Below are 12,708 nucleotides of genomic sequence, written 5' to 3'. Positions count from 1 at the left end.
AGAATGACTTATTCTCAACAAGGCAGGTTACATACCGCATAAAAATATCTTCCCGTACAAATCTCGTTCCGACTCAAAAATCAGCACTTCATCATAATATGTATAAGAAATTAGCCACATATTGTGACCTCAGTCTCTCAGCCTACCGTCTACTCCTATTGCCACTATTTAACGGAGGATTTATAGAATATCAGGATGGTGAATAATAAGTTAAATCATAATAATAAGGACCTTAACGTGAAACTTTCTCTATCCAATACCGCGTTGGCCGTTACCGCCATCCTACTTGCAGGTTGCCAATCTGCACCTGAATCAGTTCAAGAACCAACAGCATACCAATGCCAAACGAATACGAATGCCGACGTGAATGACTTGAGGATCTATCAAGTGATGGTCGAAAGCTTTGTCAGTGGCGATGACTCAATTGGTCATGGGACAGGCTATGGAACCAGTCACCATAACGGAGATATCCAAGGTATTATCGACTCACTTGATTACATTGAATCTCTTGGCATGAACGGCATTTGGCTAACCCCAATCTTTAATTCAGAGCCTATCGAAAACCAAGACCATTGGGCTGATAGACTGGATGCAACCGGTTATTTTGCCACCGATTATTTCAATATCGATCCGAGATTCGGCACGATGGAAGAAGCTAAAACCTTAGTTGAAGAAGCGCATGCTCGAGGGCTTTATGTCTTCTTTGATGGCGTATTTGGCCACCACAAAAAAAACGTAGTGCCGTCACCAACAGGTAAGCTGCCCCTAGGAGAGGATAATCCAGTCTCATACCCTGAGAGCCTAACCTTCTATCAAGAAGTTGCCGAGTATTGGATCAAAGAACTCAAAATTGATGGTTGGCGCTTAGATCAAGCTTATCAAGTGCCAAAAGAAGCTTGGAGTCAAATCAGAGAAACGGTAGACACCGCATCTTCTCAAATCGAATACGTAAACAGCGAAGGTAAAACCGTGAACCCTCTGGGTTATATGGTCGCGGAAATTTGGGCAGGTGAGAACCGCATTATTGAAACAGGCTACGGTTCAAATGAAGCACCGGCCTTATGTTCTGCGTTTGATTTCCCTATGCGCTACCGCCTGACGGAAACCTTTGCTGTAAACGAAGCTGGCGTGGGGAACAAAGGTGGAGAGTGGCTTGCAGAAGGCATGTCTTTACATTCGTTATACCCAGACCACGCAAAGCCAAATTTAATGATCGGTAACCATGACCTTGTGCGCTTTGGTGACTTATTACAGCGCGGTGATATCGCTTCTCCACAAGACAAAGAGTATTGGCAGCGCTATAAAGCGGCATTTTCATTCCAAGCAGCTTATACCGGCCCAATTACGACCTACTATGGGGACGAGATTGGCGATCAGCTAGAAGGTTTTGCAGACAAAGTATGGACTGATGACTGTGCTATTAATGGTCTGTGTGATGATCACGTAGCCCGTACTAGCGGTAAAGTAGAAGGTGTCACAGCCCAACTCAATGCGCACGAAAAAGACTTAAAGCAATACGTGACAAACTTGATGAAACTGAGAGAAACGCACCCCGCTCTATCACAAGGTAAACGTACAAACCTGATGGCCAATGATGTCGCCTATGTCGATCACAAAGCCTATGAAGGCGATGCTGTTGTCTACGCAGTGAACGTTACCAACAAAGAACAAACCATAAAACTAACCAAAGAAAAAGTCGGCTCCATAGCTGATCTGACGGATATTGAATCCAAGCAATCGATCTCAGCTATTGATGGCCACTACTCTATCGTTCTAAGCCCATTTGAAGCTCGTTTCTTGTCGATAACACAGCCAAGTGAAAAAGGGCCAATTGCGGCGATACTAGCGACAGGAAATGAAGTTGGACAAGGCTTCATGGCTCAATGTGACAATCCAACAATAAAAGCTGAAGGCCCTATTTCGAGCCCGCTTTATGTGGTTGGCAATTTTGCTGATTCAGGTTGGAAACACGTGGGTCAACGAGAGTTTGAATATAAAGGTGACAACACTTACCAAGTCGTCACCACTGAAAAACCGGGCAGTTATCGCATGCAATATGCATCCAAGGCTTGGTCACCTCAGTTCACAGCGGATGGGCTTAACCTAAAGTTAGGACAGCTTAACTCGTTAATTAAAGGTGGTTACGGTCAAGATACCGCTATCACTATTCGTAATGCTGGGCAGTATGTATGGAGCTTACAATTCGATGATGCGGGGCAACCATTAAAAATTATGGCTTCCAAATGTGCTGAATAGCCAAACCTAAGATCCGAGATCAACCAAGTAAAAACCCCTTATTCCTACGAATAAGGGGTTTTCTTTAATCTGCATTGGATATTAAGAGACCAGACACGATTAGAACGATATCTACCCCTGCTTCACTTGCAGGTGATTACGGTTATCGCGGCTTTTCTTGATCAGCTCGTTGCTCTCGTCCATTTCATCTGACTTAGCAAGGCGATCATAAAGTAGCACATTCACTGTTGCTGCTAGATTCATGCAACCAACAGTTGGTACATAAACAACATGGTCAGCTCGGTCAGCGACATCTTGAGAAATAGAACCATCTTCAGGGCCAAAGATATAGATAGCGTTCTCTGGGTGTTTAAAACGTGGCAGTGGTGTTGCACCTTCAGCCAACTCCACACATACGATCTTAGTTTCTGAATTAAGGTTATCTAAAAACGACTCGACACCAGTAAGCGGGATAGTGCGCGTTGCACTCTTGGTATCGGTGTGAAATTTTGCAGCCTTGTCGTAGCGTTGCCCTGTATATTTAACTTCGTCGACTTGGTAGCAACCCGCCGCACGCATAACCGCGCCAACGTTTGTCGGGCTCTTTGGGTTAGTTAAACCAATAGTCACATGGCTTTTGTTCATGAATCTTTCTCACTTAACGAATAGACATAGCAGGGTGCTACAAAGCGTCGCATTCTACCAAAGCAGCGCCAAATTCAAAAGCATCGAAACGAACGGCTCTTTTTACAGATAAGTACTTAGTTGCACCACCTATCACTTCAAAACCTAACCGCCATCATATTTATCAAACAAAAAGGTTTTAGGATAACAATTCAACAACAAGTCCGTTTACATTTCGAAACCACATTAATAATGTGTTGAAAATTGCCTGAGACAATCACATAGGAAGTGCTAATGACCCTCACCATCAAAAACCGCCTTTATATTCTCTCTTTTATCCCTTTGCTACTAATGGCAATTGGGATGATGAGCGTGACGTATATGAAGAGCACTGAGCTAACCGCACAACAAGTAGAATCGACGCGTAGCAATATGATGGCGATGAAAGAAAAGGAACTCAAAGCGTACCTGCAAATGGCTAAGTCTTCGATAACTCCTTTCTTAGAAAAAGGTGCCACACTTGAAGAAGCATTACCCACATTAAAAACTCTAGAATATGGTGAATCTGGTTATATTTTTGGCTACAGCTCTAAGGGTGTAAGAATCGTCATCGGACAAGGTACCGATGGCATTGGTAAAAATTACTACGACCTTCAAGACAAACAAGGCAATTACCTAATCCAAGACCTGATTAAGAACTCAAAAATTGGGGAATTCACCACTTACTACTTTCCTAAGCCAGGTCAGTCCATTGCGTTACCAAAACTCAGCTACTCAATCTTTATTCCACAATGGGATTTAATGCTCGGCACGGGTTTTTATACCGATGATATTGACGCAGTCATCAGTGACATGAAAGAGAGCTCGAATGCTGCGCTACAAAGCTCACTAACTGCCATTGCAATTTTCTGTGGCTTGATTGCCTTAGTGGTAGCGGTTTTCGCTGTTGCAGTGAACCGTACAATCATGCAACCACTCGAGCAATTTGACCGTTCAATCAGTGCCTTTGCAAGTGGTGAGGCCGACCTAACGGCTCGAATGGAAACCTTCAAAGCGCCTGAGTTCGCCAAACTTAGTGAGAACTTTAATGCCTTTGTTGCCAGCCTACAGACCATCATTCGTAGCGTGAGCGATGTGGGTCAGCAAGTTGTATCAGAAACGAGCAGCATGTCTTCTCGCGCAGCTCAGGTCGACGAGATAGCGACAGGTCAACGTGAAGAGACAGAACAAGTAGCAACGGCGATGACCGAGATGACGACAACAGCGCAAGAGATCTCAAGCAACGCAAGCCAAGCGGCTGACTCAGCTAAACTTGCAGAGAACAATGCAAAAGAAGCTCAGCAAATTGTCAACGCTGCTGCTGGGTCCGTAGCAGACCTTGCAAGTGAAGTATCAGAAGCAAACACTGTGGTATCTCGCCTTGAAGGAGATGTACAGAACATTTCATCTTCACTGACTGTCATTCAAGACATCGCGGAACAGACCAACCTATTAGCACTAAATGCCGCGATTGAAGCCGCGCGAGCTGGTGATCAAGGCCGAGGTTTTGCGGTAGTTGCGGATGAAGTTCGTAAGCTTGCAAGCCGCACACAAGAGAGCACGGGCGACATTCACAAAATGATCCAACAGCTAAAATCCGCTTCAGATGCCGCGGTGAAAGCAATGGATTCCAGCCAAAGCAGAAGTGCTCAAACGGTAGAAGAAGCGAACGCAGCAGCTGCAGCACTTGCTAAAATTCAAGATTCGATTGATACCATCATGGACATGAACTCACTGATTGCAACGGCGACTGAACAGCAGAATATTGTTGGCCAAGAGATATCTCAACGCATTGTTGTGATTTCAGACCAAAGTTCTCAATCGGCATCGCTAGCAAACCAAAACCGTACAGGTAGCCAAAACTTAAACAGCCGAGCAAACGAGTTGTACCACTTGGTTGATCGCTTCACGGTTTAATGCTTAATGCTTAGTGCTTAGTGCTTAGTGCTTAGCAAGTAAAAGCTATAGAACATCAATAAAAATGGGCTTCAGAATCTTTGTTCTGAAGCCCATTTTCTTGTCCATAGTGTCTTGCCAGATAGAACTAGTCTAATTGCTCAGACAAGAAGTCGACTAACAAGCGAACCTTTGAAGACAAATTACGGTTCTGTGGGTAAAGCGCCCAAATCCCCTCTTTATCGTCTCGGTAATCAGATAACACCTCAACCAATTCGCCAGACTCAAGATCTTCACTCACGTAATATTCTGGTAGCTGCACTAAGCCAATACTCTGTTTCGCTGCGTCTTGTAAGGCTAAGCCACTGTTACATTTAATGCGTCCATTAACCCGAACTGAGCGAGGTCGCCCATTTTCTTTAAAACGCCAATGCTCAAAGCCGCCGACTAAACATTGATGATTGCTCAACTCAGAGAGCGTATGCGGTTCACCGTAACGTTCAATATATTCAGGACTGGCGCACACGTAGAGTTGACGTTGAGACAGCTTCTTTGCCACAAGGCTCGAATCTTCTAAGCGTCCAAGACGAATAGCGACATCGACACCCGAATCAATAAGGTCGAGCTTTTGATTGGTCAACATCAGCTCAAGTTCGACTTGTGGGTGGAGCTTTAAGAACTGATGAAGTATTGGGGCGAGTTGACGCTCACCATAAGTCACAGGTGCCGTTACTTTCAGCAAACCTTTCGGCGTGGATTGCATCTGCGTGACGGCTAACTCAGCAATTTCTAAACCTTCGACCAACAACTTACACTGCTGATAATAGAGTTGCCCAGCCTCTGTTAGAGAAACCTTACGAGTCGTTCGATTGAGTAGTTTTACTGCGAGGCGTTCCTCGAGATTTGCCACTCTACGACTGATTTGAGCCACTGACGTAGCGAGTTTCTGTGCGGCACCAGTAAAGCTTTCGCGCTCTGCCACTGCAACAAACTCACTTACCCCTTCCCAATTGGCCATGCCTCTACCCTATTTTGAACTATGGTTACCCATACAGTGTATTGAAGATATAGATCAGTGTCACCTAGCTTAATATACGCCGTGTACATACAAAGGCCTTCATTGCAGCTAATATCGCATTCCCCACAAGGCTCCAACCGACCTATTCAACAAAGTTCGAACCGACCTCGTATTACAAATACTGTTATCAAAAAAGAAAGCCCGCACTCATTGAGTACGGGCCTTATTATTGTCTATTACAGATGCGTGAGGGTTAAAACTAGAAACGATTAGCCACTCACTTTTGCCTGTTCAGTCTCAAAGATTACACTTCAAACTGAGAAACTAGGCTATCAAGTGCTTCACACTGTTCTGCTAGTGAGATGCATGCGTTCTCTGCATTGTTTGCCATCTCAACCATTTTCATGGTGCTTTCCGCGATACGTTGAACATTCTGGTTCACTTCTTCAGACACCTGAGACTGCTGAGAAGCCGCTGTTGCGATTTGCGTATTCATCTCATTCATCTTGCCGATTGAGTTACGAATCTCGCTCAATGATGAAGCTGCAGTGCCCGCTTGAACAATGGTTTTCTCGCCACTTGCCTTGCTTTCTGTCATCACGCCAACGGCATGTTTAGCGCCAACTTCTAAGCGTTCAATCATTGATTGGATTTCACCCGTACTGTCTTGAGTTTTGCTCGCAAGCGCACGGACCTCATCAGCAACTACCGCAAAACCACGACCTTGCTCACCAGCACGCGCTGCTTCAATCGCCGCATTCAATGCCAATAGATTGGTTTGCTCTGCAATGCCTTTGATCACGCCAAGAATAGAAGCAATGTTCTTCACATCAGTATCCAATTCCTGAACCACACCACCTGCATTCTCGATATCTTGCGCAAGGCGTTCAATTGAAGTTACGGTTAAGCCCAAAGTGCTGTCTGCTGATTCCACTTCATTGTTCGCAACGTTACTTGCGGTTGCCGCATCTAACGCGTTACCACTTACCGTTTCACTGGTCGCTTGCATTTCATGAACGGCAGCCGCGACTACTTCACTTTCTTTCTGTTGATTCGAAGAAAATTCAGCCACATTCTGCGTTATTGATTTGATGTTTTCCATCTCTGCACGTACGGCATTTGATGTCAGAATCACTTGTTCAACAGTGGTATGTATCTTACTAACAAACTTGTTAAACGCTGAACTTAAACGAGCAATCTCATCAGAACCTTCAACTTTCATTCGCTGAGCCAAGTTACCGTCACCCGATGCGATTTCATTCATCGCTTTCTCTACGCTCTGAATCGGCTGAACGATAAAACGGTTCGATAACCACATCGAAAACAAAGCCGCAAGTACCGCCACGGCCATACCTACTTCGATGATCAGCTTACTTTCTTCAATCGAGTCATTAGCTTGCTGGCGAAGCTCTTTTTGTTTTACTGCAATCAGCTCTCTAATATAGCCGAGTTGATCGTGAATGATCGAAAACTCAGCGTCTAATGCTGGCGAGTAATCTATGTTGTATTGAAGAGCATTGGCAGGATCTGCAAACATTGGTTCATGCAATGCTACCCACTTTTTCATCGCCTTTACCAGTTTCGCTAGCTCGTCTTGAGAAGATGAGTCTAAGACACCTGCAGTATATAGAGTTTGGACACTCTCAAAGCGTGGAACGGCTTTGTAAGCGTTGTCTTTGAATTCGAATTGTTGATATTCAATTGCCTTTTGATCTTTCGCAAGCAACAGGCCTTGGGCAGATGCAATGACTTGATAGATATCTCGGTACCCATCTTCTAGGTTGTCGAGAACCGGTTGAACCACATTATTGAGCTCATGGTTAATCGCTGCTTGCGCGTTAGATTTAATCACGTTAAGCACAGTAACAGTTGAGAAAACAATCACGATAACCATTAGAGGGATCGCAATTTTACTCTTAATAGAAAGGTTTTTGATATTCATAGAGGGTTTATAACCACACATTAAATAGGGACGCGCGCATAATATACAGTATCGATAAAAAAGCCAGCTATAGTTTTGTGAATCTCATCGCATATAAAACTAGACGATGAAAACGAGTGCTTCGCATTTAACCAGACGTCAACCTGAAAACGTTAAAGTGGACAATATTGAATTTATTTACCTTAGACATGTTCTATTACTGGAGAAGTCGTCGAAATAACACCATAATATAGGGCTCTAAAATAAGTAGGTAAGAACATGAAAATTTGTGGTGTTGAAATCAAAGGTAACGATGCAGTCATCTGTCTTCTATCTCTATCAGACGGTGTATTTAACATTCCTGATTGCCGAGTTTCTAAAGTTGCTATTAGTGACGCAAACGACACACAGAATATGAAAGATTTTCAATTTTCTTTTGCAAAGTTAATGGAAGATTACCAAGTAGAAAAAGTGGTAATTCGTCAACGCCAAACTAAAGGCAAATTTGCTGGCGGTGGCTTCGGCTTCAAACTAGAAGCAGCAATTCAGTTGATCGACGGCCTAGACGTAACCGTTGTATCTCCGAATGAAATCAAAGAAAGCCTTAAGCGCAACCCTCTTATGATGAAGTTCAAAGAAACAGGCCTTAAGCAATACCAAGAAGCACCGTTTACCACGGCTTACGCTTGTTTAATGCAGCGCTAATCAATAGTCGCTAGCCAATATTGATACAGAAAGAGCCTGAATATTCAGGCTCTTTTTTGTTTCTAGCAATCTATTTCAAGTCGAGTTATACCAATCACAGTAAGTAAGTGATCAAAAATAGCGTAGGAAAAAAGCTTGAGAACAAGGCAGCATTTTTCGATAAGTAGTTATTCTACAATCAAAAATTCTAACGAAGTTATCGAGATTTTTAACAAGCTAGGGTGACCAGTTAGTTACTACGATTGGTATAATTTTGGTAGACACATTACCTCTCTAATGCTGTTCGTCTACGGAACTTAATCAACTCAGGCTTTTTCACCACCAGATAAACAGCGGTTGCTGACAACGCGAAGCCTATTGCGCCATAAATGTCGAATGACTCTCCAAAAATGAGCCACGCTTGGATGGCAGTTGTGGGTGGAACGAGGTAAAACACCGATGCCACACTTGAAGAAGCGCCATGCTCTACCATGTAAAGCAGCAATAGAATAGCAATGCACGATAAAACAATCACTAGCCAAGCCAGAGTCAACGTGAACTCAATAGTCCAGTTCACTTGCATAGTTTCGTAACGCATTGCAAAAGGTAGAAACAACGCAGCAGAAGCCAAGTATTGCACCATCGCACCGCCGACCATATCTGTCCCCTGACAGAAGCGCTTCTGATACAAAGTGCCGCAGGTAATACCCACCAAAGAAACCAAACACAATAACGTTGCCAGGCCTTTTTGGTCGTCTGACTGCCACTCAATATTGCCCATCAGCACCAAGCTAATACCCGCAAAACCGAGCGCTAATCCCAGCCACTGTGCAAAATTAAAACGCTGTGAAGTACAGCTGATCATTATCAATGCCGTCAGAATCGGTTGTAAGCCAACAAGTAGAGAACTCAACCCGGCGGGCATACCCATATCAATCGCGAGATAAGTGCCACCAAGGTAGAAGCCATGAATCAAAATGCCCACCACACAAGCGTGAAAAAATGCTCGACCACGAGGAATACGACGCTTAAGGATTGAAATCAAAACCAAGAATAGCGCCACGTTGGCTACCATCCTAAGTGAAAGTAACGTTGCTGGTTCAGCGTATTCAACACCAAGACGAGCGCCAACAAAGCCTGACGACCACAATAATACAAACACAAACGGAATCATTTTAATCAGCATTACAAACCTCTGGTCAACTCTTCATCAATGCTGTTACCTTAGTTGGGTACAGATAACTAATAAAGATACAGATATAATACTTTAAATGGTTACAGATTAAGTGTGAGTTACAAGGGGGAAACGTGGAAGCAGAACTCAGCTGCAATAAATATCTCGCGATAGAACAACACATTAAGGCTCAGATCGATAAAGGGCTCTTTCACCCAGACGACCGCTTGCCTTCCATTCGTCAACTCAGCGAACAACTCGGAGTGAGCAAAAACACCGTGATTCGCGCCTACCAAGAACTGGAAGCGACAGGCTGGGTTTATTCTGTGCCTAAATCAGGCTATCGTGTGAAAACACCGAACACCACCATCTGGGATGCACCGAGCCAGCCTCAAAAAGTCGACCTCTTGTCGGTCACCAAATCTGTACTCTCCCGTCCGAAAGGTCGCTTGAAACTGCTTGCTGGTTCTGCACACCCGAACATTAATAACCCTGCCATTCGTAGCTTGTACGCCGAAATCGGTCGCCATAGCCGTTTGCAAACTCAGCTTCCCGGTTATTACCAATTACCTCCCGGCGATGAGCAATTAGTAAAGCAGTTGCTAAAGATCACCCATGATCTAGGCGTGCCTGCGGGATCGAATGAAATTGCAATTACACATGGTGCTCAACAGGCGATCAGTCTGGCTTTACGTGCATTAACCAAACCGGGAGACATCGTGGCGGTCGAGTCGCCCTGTTATTTCGGTAATCTACTTTTACTTGAATCGCTTGGCTTGCAAGCACTAGAAATTCCAAGCAGTGTTAGCCACGGCATTGATATTCCATCACTACAAAGTTCGTTGAACAAATGGGAAGTAAAAACCTTACTGCTAACACCAAACTTTACCAATCCAACGGGTTCACGAATGCCATTGGCTAACCGAAAGGCATTACTGGATATCTCCGGATCTTTACCGATTATCGAAGACGATGTATTCGGTAGCTTGGCATTCGACACACCCATTGCCAGCCTCAAAGAGCTTGATAACCAAGATCGAGTCATTTACGTCAACTCTTTGTCCAAGACCTTAGATTCTCGCTTGCGTATTGGCTGGTTACTCTCAGGTCGTTACCAAGCTCAAGTTGAAAAATACCTGTTATGCGACAACATGGGCAGCTCCAACTTAATGCAATCAGCGGTTGGGCACTTCCTCACTACGGGGAAATATCGAAGTCATTTGTCTAAGATGAAGCGACTCTATCAAGTCAATCAAAAGCAATTCCAAAGCCTGTTAATACAAGCGCTTGATGGCTATGAACACCTTGTTGGCCGCTACCATCTGTCAAAGCCTGAGGGATCTTTTCTAAACTGGATCACGTTACCTGAATCTGTCGATAGCTACGCGATTTATCAAGATTGTTTGAAGCACAAATTGGGAATATTACCTGGCACAGTATTTGGGACAAACGATCAATATAAACACTGCTTGCGCTTCACGGTAGCGAACATCGAAGAGAATAAAGAGTGGAAAGAAGGGGTTGTGACACTAGCGAAAATAATCGCGAAGCATACTTCTTTCTAATCGAATATTTCTGACTGCTAGATCATTCAACAATGAATAAACGTTAACTAAAACAACCAATACAATCACCAAGAAAATGCGTCAAACGCTCACAGATAATACTCCGAAATACCTTTGTAAGTTTTTTAGAAAAATTCAAAAATAATTAGGATTTAACCCCTAACTTTACTGAGTATTTTGTTAGTCTTGGAAACAATTATTTACAATCCAAACAAAAATTAATTGGATCGCTAGAGGTTGTTTTTTTGAATATGAAATTATTCGGCAGTTCCCTAATCCTTTCGGGAACTGCATTAGGGGCTGGCATGCTTGCTATTCCCATGGTGTTGGCCCAGTTTGGCTTCATGATCAGCTCAGTGCTGATGCTACTCATCTTTATCGGCACCACCTACTCTGCACTCCTACTGGCAGAAGCGTGTACCAAAACGAAAGACAACAGTGGCATGAGCAGTGTTGCTTACCTCACTCTGGGCAGCAAAGGTAAACACTTTATCAATGCACTCTTTTATCTGCTGCTGGTATGCATGCTGATCGCCTATATCTTGGGTGTTGGCGACATCATTCATAAGCTACTGCTCGACGTCGGCGTAGACATCTCTGCATCCGCTGCTTATACCGTTTTCAGCCTATTGATGGGTGTGATTGTAGTCGCGGGTAAGTCTTATATCGATAAATTAAACCGTGGTCTATTCATCATGATGGTGGTAATGCTGTTTATTGTAATTGCCTCTCTGTTTAGCAATATCCGTCTAGATTACCTAACTCAAACTAGCCAATACACGGCCAATGACGTGGTGCAGTACAGCGCGGTTATCTTTACCAGTTTTGCCTCTATGGTGGTGATCCCGTCACTGGTTATCTACAACCGCGAAGCGACTCAAAAGCAGATCCGCAATATGATTCTGCTAGGCTCAGTGATACCACTAATCTGCTACCTAACTTGGTTGTTCGCGATTATCGGTAACCTTGGTACAGACGCGATCAGCCAGTTCCACAACATTTCAGAACTGATCTCAGCATTTAGCGGTCAATCTGCTTGGTTGAAGGTAGTTATTGCGCTGTTCTCAGCACTGGCACTGGTGACCTCTTTCCTTGGTGTATCCATGGCGCTGTATGACCAAAACAAAGACGCAGTCACCAACAACAAAGCATTAGCTTATGCTCTGACCTTTGTATTGCCTTTGGTATTAGCAGAGCTGTTCGCAAGCCAGTTCGTGAGCATGTTGGACTATGCAGGCATGGTGTTGGTGTTCCTAGCTATTTGGGGACCACTCGCAATGGTGGTTAAGGTTCGTAGGCCTGACTTCCCTCACCTTCAAACCGAAGGCAGCTATACAGCAGCCGGTGGCGATACGGCACTGATGGCAACATTCGGTTTTGGGGCTTTGATTTTCGTATCTTGGTTTATGGGATAAATCCCAATTGAATACACTATCTGCTGCCATTTAAACGACAGCAGATACAAAAAGCCCGTTAGTCTTACTCGAATTAGCGATCGCAACTAATTAACAGTAGGGCTAACGGGCTTTCTTATTTTCTGATTACCATAGCC

Annotated in this window: 9 protein-coding genes; 5 read left to right on the top strand and 4 right to left on the bottom strand. The window is 44.1% G+C overall.

The window, feature by feature from the left end:
• Positions 1–195: 195 nt before the first annotated feature.
• Positions 196–2,256 (top strand): alpha-amylase family glycosyl hydrolase, encoded by a 2,061-nt coding sequence (locus AB6D80_RS10785; protein WP_372188483.1) that lies wholly within the window; start codon positions 196–198, stop codon positions 2,254–2,256.
• 111 nt (positions 2,257–2,367) lie between these two features.
• On the opposite strand, the gene AB6D80_RS10780 is transcribed toward AB6D80_RS10785, so the two are convergent.
• A complete protein-coding gene (locus tag AB6D80_RS10780) occupies positions 2,368–2,880 on the bottom strand; it encodes an RNA methyltransferase (RefSeq protein ID WP_009846247.1) in 513 nt (170 codons plus the stop codon).
• Positions 2,881–3,153: 273 nt separating this feature from the next.
• Between AB6D80_RS10780 and AB6D80_RS10775 the strand changes: the two genes are divergently transcribed.
• Positions 3,154–4,815 carry a methyl-accepting chemotaxis protein gene (locus tag AB6D80_RS10775; protein ID WP_371727829.1) on the top strand — a complete coding sequence of 554 codons (1,662 nt, stop codon included), beginning with the start codon at positions 3,154–3,156 and terminating at the stop codon, positions 4,813–4,815.
• A gap of 127 nt (positions 4,816–4,942) precedes the next feature.
• Here the strand turns inward: AB6D80_RS10775 and AB6D80_RS10770 are convergent, their stop codons facing one another.
• Both AB6D80_RS10770 and AB6D80_RS10765 read right to left on the bottom strand, forming a co-directional pair.
• Positions 4,943–5,812, bottom strand: a complete 870-nt coding sequence (locus AB6D80_RS10770) for a LysR family transcriptional regulator (RefSeq protein WP_009846245.1) — start codon at positions 5,810–5,812, stop codon at positions 4,943–4,945.
• Between the two features lie 304 nt (positions 5,813–6,116).
• Positions 6,117–7,754, bottom strand: coding sequence for a methyl-accepting chemotaxis protein (locus tag AB6D80_RS10765; RefSeq protein ID WP_029223899.1), 1,638 nt, complete (start codon positions 7,752–7,754; stop codon positions 6,117–6,119).
• A gap of 258 nt (positions 7,755–8,012) precedes the next feature.
• On the opposite strand from AB6D80_RS10765, the gene AB6D80_RS10760 reads away from it, so the two are divergent.
• Complete coding sequence (locus AB6D80_RS10760; protein ID WP_009846243.1) at positions 8,013–8,438, top strand: DUF3010 family protein; 426 nt, start codon at positions 8,013–8,015, stop codon at positions 8,436–8,438.
• A gap of 265 nt (positions 8,439–8,703) precedes the next feature.
• On the opposite strand, the gene AB6D80_RS10755 is transcribed toward AB6D80_RS10760, so the two are convergent.
• Positions 8,704–9,603 (bottom strand): DMT family transporter, encoded by a 900-nt coding sequence (locus AB6D80_RS10755; protein WP_372188481.1) that lies wholly within the window; start codon positions 9,601–9,603, stop codon positions 8,704–8,706.
• Between the two features lie 122 nt (positions 9,604–9,725).
• On the opposite strand from AB6D80_RS10755, the gene AB6D80_RS10750 reads away from it, so the two are divergent.
• Positions 9,726–11,156, top strand: coding sequence for a PLP-dependent aminotransferase family protein (locus tag AB6D80_RS10750; RefSeq protein ID WP_372188479.1), 1,431 nt, complete (start codon positions 9,726–9,728; stop codon positions 11,154–11,156).
• A 251-nt stretch (positions 11,157–11,407) separates the two neighbouring features.
• Positions 11,408–12,571 (top strand): amino acid permease, encoded by a 1,164-nt coding sequence (locus AB6D80_RS10745; RefSeq protein ID WP_012601109.1) that lies wholly within the window; start codon positions 11,408–11,410, stop codon positions 12,569–12,571.
• Positions 12,572–12,708: the final 137 nt, after the last annotated feature.

Source organism: Vibrio sp. 10N.247.310.17, assembly GCF_041466605.1.
Lineage (GTDB): Bacteria > Pseudomonadota > Gammaproteobacteria > Enterobacterales > Vibrionaceae > Vibrio > Vibrio tasmaniensis_A.
Note: the sequence above shows the minus strand (reverse complement) of the source record. Positions and strands in the feature narration are given on the sequence as shown.

Coding starts and splice junctions, on each gene's coding strand:
- AB6D80_RS10785 (WP_372188483.1), top strand. CDS start 196: ATGGTGAATAATAAGTTAAATCATAATAATAAGGACCTTAACGTGAAA.
- AB6D80_RS10780 (WP_009846247.1), bottom strand. CDS start 2,880: ATGAACAAAAGCCATGTGACTATTGGTTTAACTAACCCAAAGAGCCCG.
- AB6D80_RS10775 (WP_371727829.1), top strand. CDS start 3,154: ATGACCCTCACCATCAAAAACCGCCTTTATATTCTCTCTTTTATCCCT.
- AB6D80_RS10770 (WP_009846245.1), bottom strand. CDS start 5,812: ATGGCCAATTGGGAAGGGGTAAGTGAGTTTGTTGCAGTGGCAGAGCGC.
- AB6D80_RS10765 (WP_029223899.1), bottom strand. CDS start 7,754: ATGAATATCAAAAACCTTTCTATTAAGAGTAAAATTGCGATCCCTCTA.
- AB6D80_RS10760 (WP_009846243.1), top strand. CDS start 8,013: ATGAAAATTTGTGGTGTTGAAATCAAAGGTAACGATGCAGTCATCTGT.
- AB6D80_RS10755 (WP_372188481.1), bottom strand. CDS start 9,603: ATGCTGATTAAAATGATTCCGTTTGTGTTTGTATTATTGTGGTCGTCA.
- AB6D80_RS10745 (WP_012601109.1), top strand. CDS start 11,408: ATGAAATTATTCGGCAGTTCCCTAATCCTTTCGGGAACTGCATTAGGG.